This is a genomic window from Salipiger sp. ABF4_146, from assembly GCF_056161345.1.
Map to the genome: position 1 here is coordinate 44,809 of NZ_JBSWYX010000007.1, position 19,335 is coordinate 64,143.

Here is a 19,335-nt window from a genome sequence, read left to right on the forward strand (position 1 = left end):
AAAGCGGCCCCTCGGGGCCGCTTTTTCTTGTCCGCATCTGGAATGATGGGCAGAGCGGCGGCGCACCGCCCCGCCAAAGCTCACAGCCCGTAGAGCGCCCCGAACTTCTCTTCGAGATACTCCAGTAGAGGCGCTTCGCTTGGGGCAAACCCGCAGGCCTTCTCGATCACCTCGCGCGGGGCGTAAAGGCCGCCATGGCGCTGCACGGTCTCGCGCAGCCAGCCGGTGGCCGCCGACAGGTCCCCCGCCCGCATCTGCGCGTCGAGATCGGGGACGGCCGCGCGCAGCGCCTTGTGCAGGCAGCCCGCATAGACGTTGCCGAGGCTGTAGGTCGGAAAGTAGCCAAACAGACCCGCCGACCAGTGCACATCCTGCAGCACCCCGTCCGAGGCCTTGTCGACGGCAAAGCCGAAGTCCGCGTTGAAACGGTCGTTCCACGCCGCCTCGAGATCGTCCACCGCCAGATCACCAGAGATCAGCGCCCGCTCCAGATCGAAGCGCAGCAGCACGTGCAGATTGTACTGCACCTCGTCGCTCTCGGTGCGGATATAGTTGTTCTGCACGACGTTGGCCGCCCTGTAAAACGCGTCGGGGCTGAGGCCGATGTCGCCGAAAGCCTCGGTCACCTGCCCGTGCAACCAGTGCGTGAACGCCGCCGAACGCCCCATCTGGTTCTCGTAGATGCGGCTCTGGCTTTCGTGCACGCCCATCGACACCCCCTCGCCAAGCGGGGTAAAGCGATACGCGGGGTCGATCGCCTGCTCATAGGCGGCATGGCCGGTCTCGTGGATGATCGAGTAAATGCAGTTGAACGGATCGAGCGCATTGGTCCGCGTGGTGATCCGCACGTCGTCACCGCTGCCCGAACTGAACGGATGCACCGCCTTGTCGACGCGCCCGCGGCTCAGATCATAACCAAAGGTCTCGGCCAGCTTGCGCGACAGTGCCATCTGTGCAGCGTCGTCATAGGTGCCGCTCAGCGGCGCCGGCGCGGGCTTTTCGAGGATCGCCTGCCGCAGCGCCACTAGCCGCGGCCGTAGCGCGCCAAACATGTCGGACAGCTGCTGCGCCGTGGCGCCCGGCTCGTAATCGTCGAGCAGCGCGTCATAGACATCGCCGCCATCGGCGAGCGCAGCGCCCTCTTCGCGCTTCAGCGCCACCACGTCGCGCAGCACAGGGGCGAAGGCGGCGAAATCATCATCCGCCCGCGCCTCGGCCCAGATGCGGTGCGCCCGGCTGGTCAGCCGCGCCAGATCGGCGGCCAGCTTGCCGGGCACGCGGCCTGCGCGCGTGTAGCTGCGGGTGATGTGGCGCAGCTGCGCCTGCCCGACCTGATCAAGCTCTTCGGGGCGGATCACCGCCAGCCGCTCACCAATGCGCGGATCGGTGCGGCGGGCGTGCAGCACGCCCTCCAACGCCGCGATCTCTTCAGACCGCTGGTCCGCCGCGCCATGCGGCATGGTGGTCTCCTGATCCCAGCCAAGGCGGCCGGCAACCTGCGCCAGTGCCCCGGTGTCGCGCTCGAACGCCATCAGATCATCGAAAGCGGACATGTCAGCGGGGCTCCCGAATGGATTGTGTCTTGGGGAACTGCGCACCGAAACGGGCGCGCAGGATCAGCACCCAGAGCACCACGGCGCCCAGCTGGTGGGTGATCGCGATGTGCCACGGCGCGACGTAAAGCACCGTCGCGATGCCCAGCACCACCTGCACGCAGAGCACCGCCATCACCGCGTTGAACCGGAAGCGCGTGTCGGCGTTGGCCGACTTGCGGCCCTTCAGCCACGTCGCGATGCCGAAGACGAACAGCAGGTAACCGGCCATTCGGTGCATGAACTGCACCAGCCCCGGATCTTCAAAAAAGTTGCGCCAGACCGGGACCAGATCGAAGGGCTGCGGCGGAAAGAACCCGCCCGCCATCAGCGGCCAGTCGGTGTAAGAGCGCCCGGCGTCGATCCCCGCGACCAGCGCGCCCAGCAAAATTTGCAGGAAGGCGAAATGCATCAGCCCCGTCGACATGGAGAAGAGCTTCGGCTCTCGCAGGCGCCGGGCTTGCATCAGGTCGCGCTCGGGCCGTCCCAGCAGGAAGATGTCCCAAGCGATGAAGCCAAGGATGATGAACGCCAGCCCAAGATGGGTGGCCAGCCGATACGAAGCCACGGCGACCATGTCGCCGACGAGGCCCGAGGCGACCATCCACCAGCCCACGGCGCCCTGCAGCCCGCCAAGCGCCCCCAGCAGCAGCAAGCGCCCAGTCCAGCCCGCGGGAATCTTCCGCGCGATCAGGAAACCGAAGAAGCCAAGCGCCCAGACCAGCCCGATCACCCGGCCAAGCTGCCGATGCCCCCATTCCCACCAGTAGATGCCCTTGAACTCCGCAAGGGTCATGCCCTTGTTGAGCAGCTCGTATTGCGGGATCTGCTGGTAGAGGGCGAACTCTTCCTGCCACTCAGCCTCGCTCAGCGGCGGGATGGCGCCGTGCAGGGGCTTCCATTCGGTGATCGACAGGCCACTGTCGGTCAGCCGGGTCAGCCCGCCGACCACGATCATCGCCATGACCAGCACGAACAGCAGCATCAGCCAGACGCGGATCGCGCCGCGCGCGCCGCCACGCCCCTTGTCGATCATGCCGCCCGCCGGGGCAGCTTTCTGGGTCTCCGCCCCAACCTCCTCAAAGAGCTTGCGGTTTCCGGCCATGATCTTCTCCTTCATCCGTCGTGGCGACGATAGGCGGCGCCTGCCGCGCCATCAAGTCAGCCACGTTCCTTCCAGCGCACCATCTGGCGCATTACCCCATGCAGGGTCTTTACGTCTTCGCGGGTCAGCGGCATGCGGCTCCAGAGATTGCGCAGCGTCAGCTTCATGCTCTCGGCCTTGTGCTCGGGAAAGAAGAAGCCCGCCTCGGTCAGCCGGTCCTCGTAGTGCTCCGCCAGCTTTTCCACCTCGATCCCGGTGGCCCATTCGGCGCCCGCCATCTCGACCCGCTGCGCCGCGATATCTGACGAGGCGCGCTGCCATTCGTAGGCGCAGAGCAGCACGCATTGCGCGAGATTGAGCGAGGGAAACTCGGGGTTCACCGGCACGTTGATCAGCGCATTGGCCACGGCGACATCGGCATTCTCGAGGCCGGCGCGTTCGGGGCCGAACATCACCGCCACCTTACCGCCCTGTGCAAGACGCGCGGCAGCTTCCTTCATCGCCTGCTCGGGCGAATAGACCGGCTTGGTCAGCCCGCGCATCCGCGCGGTGGTGGCGAACACCAGATCGCAATCCTCGACCGCCTGCGCCGTCGTCTCGACCAGCCGCGCCTCGTCCAGCAGCCGCCCCGCGCCCGAGGCCATGGCCGTCGCCGAGGGGTTCGGCCAGCCGTCGCGCGGGCTGACCAGACGCATGCGGTCCAGGCCAAAGTTCCACATGGCGCGCGACGCCGCGCCGATATTCTCGCCCATCTGCGGCCGTACCAGCACAAACGCCGGCTGCCTCGTCTCGCTTGGCATGACAAACTCCGTAAATTCCGCTCCCGCATAGTCCCGCCCGCCGCCAAGAGCAAGAAAGCCGCACCTCGCGGCTCCGATTTGTCACAGGCGGCACCTACGCTTGCGGCCCGCCAGCCGCCCTGCCACTGAGGCCCGGAGCCAAGGACGACCGCCAGATGCCCCTCAGAGACGCCACCCTCGCCGACGCGTCCAGCCTTGCCGCCCTGTCGGTCGAGGTCTGGCTCGGCACCTATATACGCCACGGCGTGAGCGCACGCTTCGCCGACTACGCGCTAGACACCTTCACCCGCGCCAATTTCGAGCGCTGGCTGCAAGGCCCGGCGGACAGGTTCATCGTCTCGCAAAACCGCGACGGCATCGACGGGTTCCTGCGCCTTTCCAGCGATGCCCCCGGCCCGCTGCCCGGCTGCGGCACATGGGAGATCGCCACGCTCTACATCCAGCCCCGCCACCATGGCCGCGGAGTGGGCCGGACGCTGCTGCAGGCCGCCCTGAGCAGGGCCAGCGACGGCGGCGCGACCTCGGTCTGGCTGACGACGAATTCCGAAAACACGCCCGCCATCGCCTTTTACCAGCGCATGGGCTTTCGGCACATCGGCGAGACCCAGTTCCGCATCGATGACGAGGCCTACCCCAACCACGTCCTTGTCACAGACCTCGCGCGCCCACGCGCCTAAACTACCGCTTCGCTTAGATAAAAATATCCCCGCCGGAGGCATCCGACGCCTATGCTGGGGACAGCCCACTGGCAGGAGCGCCACGCATGAGCCTCGATGATGGCCTCACTGAAACCGTCCGCGACGATCTCGGCCCGCTGCCGGGGCTGCGCGAAAAGCGCATGTTCGGCGGCATCTGCTTTCTTCTGGAGGGCAACATGCTCTGCGGCATTCGCGCCGAAGGCGGGCTTTACCGAGTCGGCAAGGCGGCGCAGGACGCGGCCTGTGCGCTGGATGATGTTGGTCCGGCGATGATGGGCACGCGGCGCATGGGCGGCTTTGTCGAGGCCGGCCCCGAGGCGATGGCCGACGACGCCACGCGCGCCCGGCTGACCGAGCTTTCGCTGCAGTTTGTCCGCGCGCTGCCGCCGAAATGACGCTGCCCCCTTTTCTTGCACCCTAAAGCCGCGATATAGGGGCGCAATTCGCAAGTCAGGAGCCGCGCCATGGCCGAAGCAGATCAGCCTCAGCTCTATCTGGTCACCCCGCCCGAGTTCGATCTCTCGAGCTTCCCCGACCAGCTCGCCTCGGTGCTCGAGGCCGAGGAGTTCGCCTGCATCCGCCTGTCGCTCGCCACGCGCGACGAGGACCGGCTGCAGCGCGCCGCCGACGCCGTGCGCGAGGTGGCGCATCGCTTTGATATCGCACTGGTGATCGACACTCATGTGGTGCTGGCACAGCGGCTGGGTCTGGATGGGGTGCACCTCACCGACGGCTCTCGCTCGGTCCGCGCCGCGCGCAAGGAACTGGGCGCAGATGCCATCGTCGGCGCCTTCTGCGGCAGCTCGCGCCACGACGGCATGAACGCCGGCGAAGCCGGGGCCGACTACGTCTCTTTCGGCCCGCTCAGCGGCGCCGCGCTCGGCGACGGCACGCTGGCCGACTACGAGGTGTTCGAATGGTGGTCGCAGATGATCGAACTGCCCGTGGTGGCAGAGGGTGGCCTGACGCCCGAGCTTGTTGCCAAACTGGCCCCGGTGACCGACTTCTTTTCCATCGGCGAAGAGATTTGGAACGCCGAAGACCCGGTTGCCGCGTTGCGTGAGCTTACCTCGGCAATGCGCTGATATATCAGCGCATTTTTATCGGATCACCCCACAGTTCCCGGATGCGCTGCGCTCAACCGCGCTTCCGCTTCCCGCGCCAGAGCCTTGCGTCCGGAAAACTCCGCCACCCGCAGCGGCGGGTGATAGATCACCTCCACATGGCCCTGCCGCCGCGCGCCCAGCACCCGGATAAGATGCGGCCCCAGCGCCATATCGCCCCACCATCCGTAGAAGGCCGGCGATGCGCCCGGTGGCGCATGGTAGACGACCGTGACCGGCTGCAACTGCATGTCGCGGCGAATGTTCTCTGACAAGAACGCGGAAAAAAGCGTTGTTTTAAAAGGAAGAACCCGCAGACCGTCTGTCGAGGTGCCTTCCGGAAAGAACAGCAGCCGATCGCCCGCCGCAAGCCGCGCTTCGATTACCTGTCCCTGCGTCGCCGCCTCGCGCCGGTCGCGCTTGATGAACACCGTGCCGACGAGTTTCGCCAGAAGCCCGATGCCCGGCCAGCCCGCCACCTCTGCCTTCGACACAAAAAGCACATTGCGCCGTGCGTTCAGCACAAAGATGTCGAGCCATGAGGAATGGTTGGCCACATAGGCGCCGCGCCCCGTCATCCGCGGCCCCTGCACCGTCAGCCGCAGCCCGAGGATGGCCAGCGCGGTCCGGCACACCGCCTGCGTGACAAACGGCGACCAGACCCGCCGCCCGCGCAGGACCACCCGCTCCGCCAGAAGCATTAGGATTTTCAACACCACCCCGACCGACAGCAGCAGCACGATCAGCGCACCGCGCAGTGCCGCGCGCAGGTAGTCCGCCCAGCCCAATGCGACGACCGGCGGCTCAGCGCCGCGCCACGTCGGATCGCTCACCCCCGACCCCGTGTGTAGCGCGACGCGGCCTGCGCGTTGAGCTTTTGCGTGTCCATCACCAGACAGACATCCGTGGTATTGAACGCATGGTCGACAAAGGCGCCCTCGCCGACGGTGCCGCCAAGCCGCAGATATCCCTTGATCAGCGCGGGCGTCTCGACCATCGCCCGGCGACGGTCGATCTCGTCCTCCGGCAGCAAGTCCATGGCTTGGAAAGCGCGGCTGCGCACCCGCAGCGCCTCGGGCGCCAGATGCCGCGCATGCAGCAGCGACAGCGGGTGCGCCAGCGCCTCGACATCCGTGCCATGAAAGGACGCGGTGCCAAAGAGAATCTCGATCCCGTGCGCGGCGACATAGTCTGCCAGCGCCTGCCACATCAGCATCACGCCGGGCCCGCCCCGGTACTCGGCATGCAGGCACGAGCGTCCCAGTTCCAGCAGGCGCCGGCCGGACGCGCGCAGCGGCGTCAGATCGTATTCATCCTCGGAGTAGAACTGCCCGGCGGCAGCGGCCTGATCGTCGCGCAGCAGGCGATAGACGCCCACCACCTGACCGTCGCGCCGCGCATCGCTCAGCAGAAGGTGATCGAAGAAAGGGTCGAAGCGGTCCCGCTCGAGCCTGCGCGCGTGATCCACCATGTCCCCGCCGCCGCCCAGTTCCGACACGAAGACCTCGTAGCGCAGGCGCTGCGCCGCTTCGATCTCCGCGTCCGTGCGCGCCAGCCGCACCGTCAAATTCCTGTCGTCCAGCGCCATGGCCGCCCTCTGCTGCTTGCCGCGGTTCTAATGCGGCGCGCGGCAAAGGAAAACAGTTTTCCCGACGCGGCGTGACTGCTGCGGCGTTCGGAGATGTTGGTTAACTATTCGTAAACGACTGCGCGCTAAGGCTAGGTGTCGAAAACCGGCAGGAGGGTGACCCGCTCGCCATCGAGCACGACCTTGCCCTGCTCCCTGAAATTGACAGTGATACGGCCGCCGATATTGGACTGCACCTGCCCGATCCCCCAATCCGGTTTGTCGGGATGCTGCACCAGCATTCCCGGTTCCAGAAATGCGTTGAGGTCACTCATATATGTCCCCTTTCATCGAGGCTTGAATGGAAGATCTTAACGCCAAACTCGCAACGCTGATAGCGTCGCGACTCTGCCACGATCTGGTGAGCCCCGTCGGCGCCATCGCCAACGGTCTGGAATTGCTCGCTCTCACGGGCGAGATGGTGGACAGCCCCGAGCTTGCGCTGATCAATGACAGTTGCACCGCCGCACGCGCGCGGATCAATTTCTACCGTCTCGCCTTTGGCGACGCGGACGGCGAGCAGATGATCGGCCCATCCGAGGCGGCGCGGGTTCTGCGCGACTATTGCAGGGGCGGACGCCTCAGCTCCGACTGGCGCCGCAGCAGCGACGCATCGCGCAGCGAGACGCAACTGGCGATGCTGGCTTTCCTGTGCTGCGAAAGCGCTGCCGCTCGGCGGACAGGTCGAAATTGAAGAGCACAGGCGCGGCTGGCGGATCACCGGCACAGGTCCGCGCGTCGCTCATGATCCGGCGATCTGGGCGCTGCTGGACAATCCCGGCGCCCTATCCGGCGCCCTGTCCGGCGCCTCCGGGGCGCAGGTCCATTTCCCTGCGCTTGCGGTGTTGGCGGCCCGCAACGCGCGCCGGATTGTCGCGACCGCGGGCGCCGCCGCGGTCACGCTGGAGATTGCCTGAGGCCCGTCGCAGGACGCCCGGCGGCGCCTCTCCGGCTCAGCCCCGCACCGCGCCCTCGGAGCGCACCACATATTTGAAGCTGGTCAACTGCTCGGCGCCAACCGGCCCGCGGGCATGCATCTTGCCGGTCGCGATGCCGATCTCGGCGCCCATGCCGAACTCGCCGCCATCGGCGAACTGGGTCGAGGAGTTGACCATGACGATCGCGCTGTCGACCCGCTGCACGAACTTGTCGATCGCCGCATCGTCCTGCGACAAGATGCAGTCGGTGTGCTGCGAGCCATGCTTGCGGATATGCGCGATGGCGTCATCCTCGTCGGCGACGACCTTCGCCGCGACGATCTTGTCGAGATACTCGCGGCCCCAATCCTCCTCGGTGGCCGGCACCACGCCGTCGATCTGCTGCAGGGCGGAATCGCCGCGCACCTCAACCCCGGCATCCAGCAATGCGCGGATCACGCCCTGCCCGACGGTGTCCATCGCCTCACGGTGGATCAGCAGGCACTCCGCCGCGCCGCAGATGCCGGTGCGCCGGGTCTTTGCGTTCAGCACAACCTTCAGCGCGGTGACCGGATCGGCACCCTTGTCGATGTAGATGTGCACGATGCCCTCGAGGTGGGCAAAGACCGGCACCCGCGCCTCGCGCTGGACCAACCCGACCAGTCCCTTGCCGCCGCGCGGCACGATGACGTCGACGTAGTCGGTCATGGTGAGCAGCTGCTGCACCGCGGCGCGATCGCGCGTGGGCACCAGCTGAATCGCATCCTCGGGAAGCCCCGCCTTGCGCAGCCCGTCGACGAGACACTCGTGAATCGCCCCCGAGCTGTGAAAGCTCTCCGAGCCGCCCCGCAGGATCACCGCATTGCCGGACTTCAGGCACAGCGCGCCGGCATCGGCGGTGACATTGGGACGGGATTCGTAGATCACGCCGATAACGCCGAGCGGCGTGCGCACGCGCTTGATATGCAAACCGCTGGGCTGATCCCACTCGGTGATCACCTGCCCCACCGGATCGTCCTGCGCCGCGATCGCGCGCAGCCCGCCGACAATGCCCTGAAGCCGCTCTTCGGTGAGTTTCAGCCGGTCCATCATCGCATCCGACAGGCCTTTCTCACGGCCAAAGGCGATGTCTTTCTCGTTCGCGGCGAGGATGTCGGCGCGGCGCGCCCAGACGGCATCCGCCGCCGCCTGCAGCGCCTCGGTCTTGCGCTCTGGCGGGGTAAAGGCGAGCTCCGCGGCGGCGGCCTTGGCACGTTTGCCGAGGCTCGTCATGATCGCTTGGATATCGCTGAGGTCTTTCATCGCTCTTTACCCTTGGTGATGGGATTTGGAGCCCTCTTATAGCCCCGTGACCTTGAGGGATACAGAGCGGATTGCGCGATCTCCCAGCCAATCAACGGGATGGCCGCCGCCGGGCCGTGCGTATTTCGAAAGAGAAGAAGCCAAGGACCTTCTTCTCTTTGCAAATACGCACAACGACCGCGCCAGCGGCGCAGCGCCGGGCAAAGGCGCTCAGAGCGCCATATCGTCGCGGTGGATCAGCACGGCGCGGCCGGGATAGCCCAGCACTTGCTCGATCTCAGAGCTGTGGTGGCCGATGATCGCCTGCGCCTCATCGGCGGTGTAGCGCGTCAGCCCCTGCCCGAGCGTGCGGCCCGCGCCGTCGCGGATCATCACCGGATCACCACGACCAAAGGCGCCCTCGGCGAGTATCACCCCGACCGGCAGCAGCGACTTGCCCTGCGTCAGCGCCGTAGCAGCACCATCGTCGAGGGTCAGCACGCCGCAGGGTTTCATCGACAGAATCCACGCTTTGCGCGCCGCATGCGGGTCGGTCTGCGGGGTGAACCACGTGGCATTGGCGCCGTTCTCCAGCGCGGTCAGCGGCTGCAGCACCGAGCCCTCGGTGATCGCCATGGCGCAGCCCGCCGCGGTGGCGGTCTTGGCGGCCATCAGCTTGGTCTTCATGCCGCCTTTCGACAGGCCCGATCCCGCGTCGCCGGCCATGGATTCGATCTCTGGGGTGATGTCGTGAATCACCTCGTAGCGCCGGGCATTGGGGTCCTGCGCCGGGTTGGCGGTGTAAAAGCCGTCGACATCCGACAGCAGGATCAGCTGGTCCGCGCCCACGGTCACCGCGACCTGCGCCGCCAGACGGTCGTTGTCGCCATAGCGAATTTCGTCGGTGGCCACGGTGTCGTTTTCATTGACGATGGGCACAGTGCCAAAGCCAAGCAGCGTTTCCATCGTCGCGCGGGAGTTGAGATAGCGCCGACGCGAGGCAGAATCCTCAAGCGTCACAAGCACTTGCGCCGTGGTCAGCCCATGCGGCTCGAGCGCCTCTTCCCACGCGCGGGCAAGGCGGATCTGGCCCACCGCGGCGGCGGCCTGACTCTGTTCAAGCGGCAGCGCCACCGGCGGCAGCTTGAGGATGCCGCGCCCAAGCGCGATCGAACCCGACGAGACCAGCACCACATCGGCGCCGCGCGCCTTCATCCGGGCGACATCGGCGGCCATAGATGCCAGCCAGTCACGGCGCAGATCGCCGGTTTGCTTGTCGACCAGAAGCGCCGAGCCGATCTTCACGACGAGGCGACGCGCCTCGCTCAGGGTTGCCATGGGGTGTCTTCCTCGGGCGCCTCGCGCAGGCGGTTGTCGTCGATATGGGCGCGCAGGGCGCGCAGCACTTCGGTCACGCCCTCACCGGCCGCGCCGGACATGAGCATCACCTTGGTACCGCATTTCTCTTCGAGTTCTTCGCGCAGGAACGTACGCTCTTCGTCGTCGAGCGCGTCGATCTTGTTGAGCACGGTGACGCGGGGCTTGTCGGCGAGCCCTTCGCCATAGGCCTCGATCTCGTTGATGACCGTCTCCCAGTCCTCGAGCAGCGTGCCCGAGGTGCCATCCACCAGATGCAGCAGCACGGCGCAGCGCTCGACGTGACCAAGGAAGAGATCGCCAAGGCCCCGCCCCTCGTGCGCGCCTTCGATCAGGCCGGGAATGTCGGCGACGACAAACTCCTTGCCATCGACGCCGACCACCCCGAGATTCGGGTGCAGCGTGGTGAACGGGTAGTCGGCAATCTTTGGCCGCGCGTTCGACGTGGCGGCAAGGAAGGTCGACTTGCCGGCGTTGGGCAGGCCGAGCAGGCCGACGTCGGCAATAAGCTTCAGGCGCAGCCAGATGGTGCGCTCAATCCCCGGCTGGCCGGGGTTGGCGCGGCGCGGCGCCTGATTGGTGGCGGTCTTGAAGTGCAGGTTGCCCCAGCCGCCGTTACCGCCCTTGGCCAAAAGCACGCGCTGGCCCAGTTCGGTCAGATCGGCGATTACCGTCTCTTCGTCCTCGTCAAGAATCTCTGTCCCCACGGGGACACGCAAAACGATGTCGTCGCCATCGGCGCCGGTGCGCTGGCGGCCCATTCCCGGCACGCCATTGCCGGCGAAGAAGTGCTGCTGATAGCGGAAGTCGATCAGCGTGTTGAGCCCGTCCACCGCTTCGGCCCAGACGTCTCCGCCGCGCCCGCCGTCGCCGCCATCGGGCCCGCCGTATTCGATGTATTTCTCGCGCCGGAACGACGTGCAGCCTTTGCCGCCCTGACCGGAACGGATGTAGACCTTGCAAAGATCGAGGAATTTCATGGTCGGGCTTTCCGGCTGGGTGACGTCAGGGCGCATCGCATAGGGTTGCAGCGCGGTTTAGCGCGCTTCGGCGCGCGGCTCAAGTTGCGGGCCGGGCGTCCTTGGGGGCGCTGCCCCCGCCGCGCGGCGCGCGGCTCCCCCGGGATATTTCTGTCTAGACGAAGGGCACGGGGCCCCTCCTCCGGAAAAACCACCCCCGAAAAGCAGAAACGCCGCGCGGCCCATAAGGCTGCGAGGCGTCTGCGTTCCGAAGAAAGTGGCGCGGTTGACGGGGCTCGAACCCGCGACCCCCGGCGTGACAGGCCGGTACTCTAACCATCTGAGCTACAACCGCGCTTTTCTGCCAGTCATCAATCCAAGGTAGCGGTGGCGCGGTTGACGGGGCTCGAACCCGCGACCCCCGGCGTGACAGGCCGGTACTCTAACCATCTGAGCTACAACCGCTCGCTACCGTCTGGACTGTGTCCTGAACGTGAGGGGGCTTTTAGGCGGGGTGCCGAATGCCGTCAAGCGCTTTCCTAGGGGCATCTGCGGATTTTTCTCATACAGACGATTTTTTTCGCTCATCGCCCTGCGAGACCAGTAAATGCGCTGCGTTATCAAGGGCTTTAACAGGCCAGCGCAGGGCTGAGCCCGGCTCGGGCCCCGCCGTCACTGCGCCGTGAGGTCCTGCGACATACGCTCAAGTTCCGCTGAAATCAGGATGATCCGCGAGACCTGCCCCTCAGCGTCGCTGCGCGCGAGTTCATAGGCGCAATGTTCAAGCATCGACGCGGAAAGCTGCAGGAGTTGAGCGACGGCACCGCTGCCTCTCATTTGGTGCACGAGGCCGATCACCCCTTCCGACTCCAAGACTTCCTGCTCATGCGGCTGCGGCAGGCCTTGCGCAAACTCGCCGCATCCTTCGACGAGCTTCTCCAAGAGAAACGATTCAACCGATTGACCCATTACAATACATCCCCAACTTGTGCCGCCACGCGACCTTGTCACGCACAGGGACGCCGCATGCGCCCTTTGTGCCGCACCAAGCCTCTTTGCGTCGGCATATACCTCCCCGTTGTCCGGGCCCGCTGATCCTGCGCGGAAACCGGTGTGCCGTGCCGATCCTCGCCTGTCGTCCGGGGTGCCGCACGGCGGCCCCCAGATGATCCGGCACAAGAGACCCAGCCCAACATCACGCCGCGTCCACGAGGCGTGGTACTGTTCCTCACGCGACGGCAACATCCCCATGCACCGTCCCGCGACATCTCTGCCAGCTGCGTCGCTCGCCCCATGCTTTTCCCCCAACAAGGATTCGCCGGTTTCGAAGCTTGGTGCATGGCGATGTCCCTCAATCGCCAAGACGGTTGACGCCAACTAGCGCCAATAGTACCACAGATTTCGCCCATAAAAAGACATTTTTAGGAAAGTCGCTGCCATCGCCGAGCATGCGAGCAAGTCCGCGACCATCACGGCAAGAACGCAGCACCGCCGGGCCGCGACAGCAAGATGTATAGACCCTTGTAGCCCCCAGCCATTTGAGCAAGAAAAAGCAATGATCACGGACGGATATATAGGGCGGCACCGCATGCACGGGCTGTTGGTGCAAAACCTCGATCTGCGCGATATCACGGGCCGGCGCCTCGACTACACCGTCGCCGGCCATCTGGCGCATTATGGTCACACACGCACGTGGCGGTACCTTTCCATCGCGCTTGTGGCGCTGGTCGCGTCCGATCCGGTGGCGCTCGCAGATCACCTGCCCTTCGTGCCCTACATGCTGGCGTGGATTTTGGGCATGGGCGGCTATCTTTGCCTTCAGACGTTGCTGATGCTGATCGCGGCAGGCGCGCGGCGCGCGCTCCCGCGCCTGCCCGTTTACGGACCGCTGATTTCGCTGCTCGCCCTGGTGCCGACGCTTGCCCTACTGGCGATCGGGCTGGAACTGGCCACCGGCATCTCTGTGCGCCCGTTTTTTCTGGACCGGCTGGCGTATCTTCTGATCACCGTGGTGATGCTGGAGACGATCTTTCTGCGGTTTGTGCTGACATGGGACGCGGGAACACGCCCCACTGCCGGCGAAGCGCCGATGCAGGACCAAGCGCAGGAAGACGTTTCGGTGGCGGCGGGGCAGCCGATGGAGCAGAATGAGACCGTACAGAGCGAGACCGCCCAGAGCGACCAGAGCACCCAAAGCGCAATCGAACAGCCCGCCACCCAAGAGGACAGCGCTGAGCGGAAGTTGCTGATCGGCGCGCAGCCGGTGCCGATCTCACGGCTGATCTGCCTCGAGGCGCGCCAGCACCACGTTCTGGCCCGGCAAGAGGACGGTACGCTCACGCAGCGGGCGCGGCTTTCCGACATTGTCGCGCAAACCCGCCGTGAGGACGGCCTGCAGCCGCATCGCTCTTGGTGGGTGGCCGCCCATGCCCTACGCTGCCTAGAGCGGCGCGACGGCAAGCCGGTGCTGCGGCTGATCGACGGCTCCTTGGTGCCGGTGGCGCGGGGCCGTGTCGCCGATGTTGAACGCTGGCTGAAATCGCATGTGCCGCACCCCGGCTGACGCTGCGACGCGGCGGCGCTCTTTACCCCGGCGCGTGCTTTTCCTATATCTTCGCTCAGGAACCCCGAGGAAGGACCCGCCATGACCGATGCACCGCTCGAAGGCGCCCCGCTGATCGCGCCCTCCAGCACTGATCACCCGCTTTACGATTCGGTCGTCGAAGCCTGCCGCACCGTGTTCGATCCGGAGATTCCGGTGAACATCTATGATCTCGGCCTGATCTACACCGTCGAGATCGCCGATGGCGGCGAGGTGAAGGTGATCATGACGCTCACCGCACCGGGCTGTCCGGTGGCCGGCGAAATGCCGGGCTGGGTGCAGGATGCCGTGGCCTCCGTGCCCGGCGTCAAGGATGTGGATGTGGACATGGTGTTTGATCCGCCCTGGGGCATGGATATGATGTCCGACGAGGCGCGGCTCGAACTGGGCTTCATGTAAGCCGCACCCGCCGGAGCCGACTGAGACCGGGCGCCCGTGCGGCGCCCTTTTTCGTGCCCGGATTGTTGTCCCAATTGATTGAGGGGTGCCAAGCTTTAAGCAGCCCTGCCGTCACGCCCCGCAACACGGCAGGGAACCTTGGGCGTTTTGGACGGTTGAGCCGTGATGCTTCGATTTGTCCACGCCTTCGCCTGCGCCCTGCTTGCGCTCTCTTTCGTCCTGCCCATCCCAGGCCGGGCTCAGGAGTCCACCCCCGGTAGCTGGTACGAGGTTGATCTGATCAACCCCGGCCTCGCGGACATTCCCGACAACATCGATCGCAGTACCCCGCGCTCGAGCCTCGAAAGCTTCCTGTTCCGCGCCGACGCCGAGGACTGGGAGGGCGCGGCGCATATGCTGGATCTGGGCGGGATCGAGCCGAGCAAGCAGGCCGAGGTCGGGCCGGAACGGGCCGAGCAGTTTTCGGTGCTCATGGATCGCAAGATCATGATCAACTGGTACGACCTGCGTGACAGGCCTGATGGTGTGGACGCGCGCACCAAGGACGCGCCGATGGCCGGCGAGCCGCGGCGCTCGCTGCTGCTGTGGTACGTCAAGCTTGGCGACCGCCCCGTACCGATCCGCATCAACCGGGTGAAGGGCGCGACAGGCGAGCCGGTGTGGCTTGTGTCGCGCCAGACCGTGCAGGCGCTGCCCGCTCTGGCAGAGGCCTATGGCCCCACCGAACTGGAGAAATCCCTGCCCGACCAACTGCGCGAGCGCGCGTTCTGGGGCCTGCGCTGGTGGGAGGTGATCGGCTTCCCGCTTGTCCTGCTGCTGACCGTGGCGATCGGTGTGGCGGCCAATCAGCTGATGTCGCGCGGGATGAACCGCACCCACCGCGATGCGCCCTATTCGATGCTGGTGGCGGTGCGCGGCCCGCTGACTCTGGCACTGATGACGCTCAGCCTGTCACTGCTCACCAGCAAGCTCGTCGTCTTTTCGGGCCGAATCGACACTGTGCTGTCGCCGCTGATCATCCTCGGCTTCGTCGTTGCGATGCTTTGGCTGGTGGTCAATCTTGCCGATGTCATTCTCAACCGGCTGGTGAAATTTGATGGCGACGAGCTCTCGCAGATGGGCGACGGGCAGGAGCAGCGTCGCAACATCGCGACGCGAATCTCTGCCGCGCGGCGCGCGGTCATCGTCATCGTCGTGCTGGTCGGTGCGGGCATCGTGATCAGCGAAGCCAGCGTGATGCGCTCGCTGGGCATTTCGCTGCTGGCCTCTGCGGGCACCGCGACGATCATCCTCGCCTATGCCGGGCGCAATGTGCTGACCAACATCATGGCCTCGCTGCAGATCGCGCTGAACCAATCGGCGCGGATCGGCGATAAGGTGCTGTTTCGCGGCTACCTGTGTTCGGTCGAGCGCATTCACTTCACCTATGTGCAGCTGCGGGTCTGGACCGGGCAGCGGCTGGTGGTGCCGGTGGTGGACTTCGTCGCCGAACCCTTTGAGAACTGGACCATGCAAGAGCACTTCTTGGTCCGAGAGGTGACGCTGCGGTTGTCGCACAAGGCCAATATCGAGAGCCTCAAGCAGCGCTACGAAGAAATCCTCGACGCGATGGAGATGATCGCCGACCGTCCCGACTCGCGCGGTGTCTACGTGGTGAAGCACGATGTCTTCGGTCAGGAGGCGTTGTTCCTCGTGCCCTGCCCCGACCCCAATATCGCGTGGTCGCTGGAATGCGAGGTCCGCGAGAAGCTGCTTGCCGCCGCGCAGGAGATCGATGCGGAGGCCGAGGCGGTGTTCCCCGATGCCGCGGCAGCGCAGGCTGCCTGACGCTGGCTGACGGCGCTCCCGGCCTCTAGGGCCTCGCCGCCCCCGCCGCTGGTCTGATCGCTGCGCACCCGCCTCGCCCATGACCCGCGCCCGTCGCAGGCCAAACGCGGGACCCCAAGGTCGCGCGCTCGACCGCAGTGCCACCTGCGCGCGGATGCACCGAAATCTGTGGCCGCGCGCCCTGCCCCTCCCCTTGTTTCCGCCGCCCAAGAGCCTTAGATTCTGCGTTCAACGCTCACAGGAGACGCGGATGTTCGGTATCCCCGGAAAACAGGCAGTCACCATCACCCCGGCCGCGGTGACGCAGGTGCGCAAGCTGATGGAACGCGACGGTCGCGCCGGTCTGCGCATCGGCGTGAAGAAGGGCGGCTGCGCGGGCATGGAATACACCATGGAGTTCGTTGACGCCGCCGAAGACAATGACGAGGTCGTCGAGCAGGACGGCGCGCGGGTGCTGATCGCCCCAATGGCGCAGATGTTCCTCTTCGGCACCGAGATCGACTACCAGACCTCGCTTCTGGAATCGGGGTTCAAGTTCAACAACCCCAATGTGACCGATGCCTGCGGCTGCGGCGAATCGATCAAGTTCAAGGACGTCGAGGAACTCGAAGCAGAGCGCCGCGCCGCGCAATAAGCGCACGTCGAAACCTCGTGTCGGGGCCTCCCCTTCGCAAACGTCAGCCCTATGTCATTGATTGCGCAACCGAGCTTGACGCCACGGGCTGCGCCGCGATGATACCCGCGAATTGCGAAGATAGGAGCGACCATGCGCAGGAAACTTGCCGCCGGAAACTGGAAGATGAACGGGCTGGCCGCCGCCCTTGAGCAGATCAAGGCGATGGCCCCCGCCGCCGACGGCGACACCGAAGTGCTGATCTGCCCGCCCGCCACGCTGCTGGCGCAGGCCGCGGCGCTCGACAGCAAGATCGAGATCGGCGGACAGGATTGCCACGCAAGCGAGTCGGGCGCCCACACCGGCGATGTCTCGGCCGCGATGCTGAAGGATGCGGGCGCGTCCTATGTGATCCTCGGCCACTCCGAGCGCCGCACCGATCACGACGAACATGACGACGAGATTCGCGCCAAGACCCGCGCAGCCTGGGATGCCGGGCTGACAGCCGTCGTCTGCGTCGGCGAGAGCCTTGCCGAGCGCGAAGCCTCCAACACGCTCGACATCATCGGCGGCCAGTTGGCTGGCTCGATTCCCGATGGTGCCACCGGGCACAATCTGGTTGTCGCCTACGAGCCGATCTGGGCCATCGGCACCGGCAAGGTGCCGACGACAGATCAGATCGGCGACGTGCATGATTTCATGCGTGCGCGCCTCGAAAAGCGCTTCGGCGAAGGCGTGGGGCGTTCGGTGCGCCTGCTCTACGGCGGCTCGGTGAAACCCGGCAATGCCGCCGAGATCTTCGCGGTGTCCAACGTCGACGGAGCGCTGGTTGGCGGCGCCAGCCTCAAGGCAGATGACTTCGTGCCGATCATCGAGGCGCTGAGCGCGAGCTGAACCGGCCCGCCATTGCGTATTTGAAAAGAGAAGAAGCAGGGGGTGGCGCGCCGTCCCCTGCTTCTTCTCTTTGGAAAATACGCCCGCCGGAGGCGGTCCTGCCGCAAACGCAAACGCGGCGCCCGTGCAGGGGCGCCGCGCTTTTTCGTTGCTGTTCTGCGTGATCAGTTGGTGATGATCTCAGGCCCCATGAAGGTGGTGGGCAGCCATGTCGACAGCCATGGGATGTAGGTCACCATGATCAGGAAGACGAAGAGCACCGCGAGGAACGGCAGCGCCGCCTTCACCACCCGCATCATCGGCATGCCCGCAACGCCCGAGGTGACGAAGAGGTTGAGGCCAACCGGTGGGGTGATCATGCCGATTTCCATGTTCACCACCATGATGATGCCGAGGTGGATCGGATCGATGCCAAGCTCGATGGCGATCGGGAAGACCAGCGGCGCGACGATGACCAGCAGGCCCGAGGGCTCCATGAACTGGCCGCCGATCAGCAGGATCACGTTGACGATCACCAGGAAGATCACCGGCCCGAAGCCCGCGTCGAGCATCGCCGAGGCGATCTGCTGCGGGATCTGCTCGTCGGTCAGCACGTGCTTGAGGATCAGCGCGTTGGCGATGATGAACATCAGCGTGATGGTCAGCTTGCCCGCCTCGAACAGCGTGTCGCGGGTGTCGCGGTGCAAGAAGGCGGTGACCAGCGCAATCGGCTTCTTGATCAGCGGCAGGTTCGGCGCGCCGTCCTTGCCGGCGAGCGGCCCCATGTCGCGATAGACGAAGTTGGCGATGAAGAAGGCGTAGACCGCCGCCACTGCCGCCGCCTCGGTCGGGGTGAAGATGCCGCCGTAGATGCCGCCAAGGATGATGACGATGAGGAACAGGCCCCACATCGCCTCGCGGCCCGAGCGGAACGCCTCGCCCCAGCCCATCCACTCGCCCTTCGGCAGACCGCGCAGCCGGGCGATGGCGTAGATGGTGATCATCAGCATGGTGCCCGCCATGAGGCCCGGGATCACACCGGCAAGGAACATCCGGCCCACCGACACGTCCGTCGCCGATGCGTAGACCACCATCACGATCGACGGCGGGATCAGGATGCCCAGGGTGCCCGCGTTGGCGATGACGCCGGCGGCGAAGTCCTTGGTGTACCCCACCTGCCGCATGCCGGCGATGACGATGGAGCCGATGGCCACCACGGTCGCGGGCGACGAGCCCGAGAGCGCCGCGAAGAGCATGCAGGCGAAGACGCCGGCGATGGCGAGACCGCCGTGGAAATGGCCAACCAGAGAGATCGAAAAGCGGATGATCCGCCGCGCGACGCCGCCGGTCGACATGAACGACGAGGCGAGGATGAAGAACGGAATGGCGAGCAGCGTGTAGTGCCCGGCCATCGCCTGGAACATCGACTGCGCCACCGAGGCCAGCGAGGTGTCCGACAGCGCCAGCAGGAAGATGATCGACGACAGGCCCAGCGACACGGCGATGGGCAGGCCGATCAGCATCAACCCGATGATGCAGATGAAAAGGAGAAGTACTTCCAT

General features: G+C 65.8%; 19 protein-coding genes, 2 tRNA genes and 1 pseudogene. 9 read left to right on the plus strand and 13 right to left on the minus strand.

The genetic code is table 11. The features are described from left to right. Positions 1 to 80: 80 nt before the first annotated feature. The 3 genes from ACXAJT_RS11550 to ACXAJT_RS11560 are packed head-to-tail and all read right to left on the minus strand — an operon-like array spanning position 81 to position 3,497. Positions 81 to 1,553 (minus strand): carboxypeptidase M32, encoded by a 1,473-nt coding sequence (locus tag ACXAJT_RS11550; protein ID WP_475235431.1) that lies wholly within the window; start codon positions 1,551 to 1,553, stop codon positions 81 to 83. 1 nt (position 1,554) lies between these two features. Further along, positions 1,555 to 2,697, minus strand: a complete 1,143-nt coding sequence (ctaA, locus tag ACXAJT_RS11555) for a heme A synthase (RefSeq protein WP_475235432.1) — start codon at positions 2,695 to 2,697, stop codon at positions 1,555 to 1,557. A gap of 56 nt (positions 2,698 to 2,753) precedes the next feature. Further along, the gene (locus ACXAJT_RS11560; RefSeq protein WP_475235433.1) at positions 2,754 to 3,497 is read right to left on the minus strand and encodes an RNA methyltransferase; all 744 of its coding nucleotides are present in this window, start codon (positions 3,495 to 3,497) and stop codon (positions 2,754 to 2,756) included. A gap of 155 nt (positions 3,498 to 3,652) precedes the next feature. On the opposite strand from ACXAJT_RS11560, the gene ACXAJT_RS11565 reads away from it, so the two are divergent. From ACXAJT_RS11565 to ACXAJT_RS11575, 3 genes are all read left to right on the plus strand, one after another. Further along, entirely contained in the window at positions 3,653 to 4,174 is a 522-nt protein-coding gene (locus ACXAJT_RS11565) for an N-acetyltransferase family protein (protein ID WP_475235435.1), read from the plus strand. Between the two features lie 86 nt (positions 4,175 to 4,260). Further along, positions 4,261 to 4,590, plus strand: a complete 330-nt coding sequence (locus ACXAJT_RS11570) for a TfoX/Sxy family protein (RefSeq protein ID WP_475235437.1) — start codon at positions 4,261 to 4,263, stop codon at positions 4,588 to 4,590. 69 nt (positions 4,591 to 4,659) lie between these two features. After that, entirely contained in the window at positions 4,660 to 5,280 is a 621-nt protein-coding gene (locus tag ACXAJT_RS11575; RefSeq protein WP_475235438.1) for a thiamine phosphate synthase, read from the plus strand. Positions 5,281 to 5,303: 23 nt separating this feature from the next. On the opposite strand, the gene olsA is transcribed toward ACXAJT_RS11575, so the two are convergent. The 3 genes from olsA to ACXAJT_RS11590 all read right to left on the minus strand — a co-directional run bounded on the left by olsA (position 5,304) and on the right by ACXAJT_RS11590 (position 7,200). Beyond that, positions 5,304 to 6,131 carry a lyso-ornithine lipid O-acyltransferase gene (gene olsA, locus ACXAJT_RS11580; protein WP_475235442.1) on the minus strand — a complete coding sequence of 276 codons (828 nt, stop codon included), beginning with the start codon at positions 6,129 to 6,131 and terminating at the stop codon, positions 5,304 to 5,306. Further along, positions 6,128 to 6,886, minus strand: coding sequence for an L-ornithine N(alpha)-acyltransferase (gene olsB, locus ACXAJT_RS11585; RefSeq protein WP_475235444.1), 759 nt, complete (start codon positions 6,884 to 6,886; stop codon positions 6,128 to 6,130). Before olsB ends, olsA begins: the two co-directional genes overlap by 4 nt. Positions 6,887 to 7,017: 131 nt before the next feature. After that, positions 7,018 to 7,200: a DUF3553 domain-containing protein gene (locus ACXAJT_RS11590; RefSeq protein WP_475235446.1), complete on the minus strand. Its 183-nt coding sequence runs from the start codon at positions 7,198 to 7,200 to the stop codon at positions 7,018 to 7,020. 248 nt (positions 7,201 to 7,448) lie between these two features. On the opposite strand from ACXAJT_RS11590, the pseudogene ACXAJT_RS11595 reads away from it, so the two are divergent. Beyond that, positions 7,449 to 7,842: pseudogene (locus tag ACXAJT_RS11595) on the plus strand (histidine phosphotransferase family protein). A gap of 36 nt (positions 7,843 to 7,878) precedes the next feature. Here ACXAJT_RS11595 and ACXAJT_RS11600 read toward each other — a convergent pair. The 6 genes from ACXAJT_RS11600 to ACXAJT_RS11625 all read right to left on the minus strand — a co-directional run bounded on the left by ACXAJT_RS11600 (position 7,879) and on the right by ACXAJT_RS11625 (position 12,428). Then, the gene (locus ACXAJT_RS11600; protein ID WP_475235447.1) at positions 7,879 to 9,144 is read right to left on the minus strand and encodes a glutamate-5-semialdehyde dehydrogenase; all 1,266 of its coding nucleotides are present in this window, start codon (positions 9,142 to 9,144) and stop codon (positions 7,879 to 7,881) included. Between the two features lie 210 nt (positions 9,145 to 9,354). Beyond that, positions 9,355 to 10,461 (minus strand): glutamate 5-kinase, encoded by a 1,107-nt coding sequence (gene proB, locus ACXAJT_RS11605; RefSeq protein ID WP_475235448.1) that lies wholly within the window; start codon positions 10,459 to 10,461, stop codon positions 9,355 to 9,357. Beyond that, positions 10,449 to 11,480, minus strand: coding sequence for a GTPase ObgE (gene obgE, locus ACXAJT_RS11610; RefSeq protein ID WP_475235450.1), 1,032 nt, complete (start codon positions 11,478 to 11,480; stop codon positions 10,449 to 10,451). The genes proB and obgE overlap by 13 nt, the downstream gene beginning before the upstream one ends. A gap of 257 nt (positions 11,481 to 11,737) precedes the next feature. Then, positions 11,738 to 11,814, minus strand: a tRNA-Asp gene (locus ACXAJT_RS11615). Positions 11,815 to 11,847: 33 nt separating this feature from the next. Further along, a tRNA-Asp gene (locus ACXAJT_RS11620) sits at positions 11,848 to 11,924 on the minus strand. Positions 11,925 to 12,131: 207 nt separating this feature from the next. After that, positions 12,132 to 12,428, minus strand: a complete 297-nt coding sequence (locus ACXAJT_RS11625) for a hypothetical protein (RefSeq protein WP_475235452.1) — start codon at positions 12,426 to 12,428, stop codon at positions 12,132 to 12,134. 586 nt (positions 12,429 to 13,014) lie between these two features. On the opposite strand from ACXAJT_RS11625, the gene ACXAJT_RS11630 reads away from it, so the two are divergent. The 5 genes from ACXAJT_RS11630 (at position 13,015) to tpiA (ending at position 17,794) form a co-directional block, all read left to right on the plus strand. Beyond that, positions 13,015 to 14,022, plus strand: coding sequence for a LytTR family DNA-binding domain-containing protein (locus tag ACXAJT_RS11630; RefSeq protein WP_475235453.1), 1,008 nt, complete (start codon positions 13,015 to 13,017; stop codon positions 14,020 to 14,022). Positions 14,023 to 14,103: 81 nt separating this feature from the next. Then, the gene (locus ACXAJT_RS11635) at positions 14,104 to 14,460 is read left to right on the plus strand and encodes an SUF system Fe-S cluster assembly protein (RefSeq protein ID WP_475235454.1); all 357 of its coding nucleotides are present in this window, start codon (positions 14,104 to 14,106) and stop codon (positions 14,458 to 14,460) included. A gap of 165 nt (positions 14,461 to 14,625) precedes the next feature. Then, positions 14,626 to 16,287, plus strand: coding sequence for a mechanosensitive ion channel family protein (locus tag ACXAJT_RS11640; protein ID WP_475235455.1), 1,662 nt, complete (start codon positions 14,626 to 14,628; stop codon positions 16,285 to 16,287). A gap of 250 nt (positions 16,288 to 16,537) precedes the next feature. Next, entirely contained in the window at positions 16,538 to 16,921 is a 384-nt protein-coding gene (locus ACXAJT_RS11645; protein WP_475235458.1) for a HesB/IscA family protein, read from the plus strand. A gap of 132 nt (positions 16,922 to 17,053) precedes the next feature. Further along, positions 17,054 to 17,794 (plus strand): triose-phosphate isomerase, encoded by a 741-nt coding sequence (gene tpiA / locus ACXAJT_RS11650; protein ID WP_475235459.1) that lies wholly within the window; start codon positions 17,054 to 17,056, stop codon positions 17,792 to 17,794. A gap of 164 nt (positions 17,795 to 17,958) precedes the next feature. Here the strand turns inward: tpiA and ACXAJT_RS11655 are convergent, their stop codons facing one another. After that, the gene (locus tag ACXAJT_RS11655; RefSeq protein WP_475235461.1) at positions 17,959 to 19,335 is read right to left on the minus strand and encodes a TRAP transporter large permease; all 1,377 of its coding nucleotides are present in this window, start codon (positions 19,333 to 19,335) and stop codon (positions 17,959 to 17,961) included.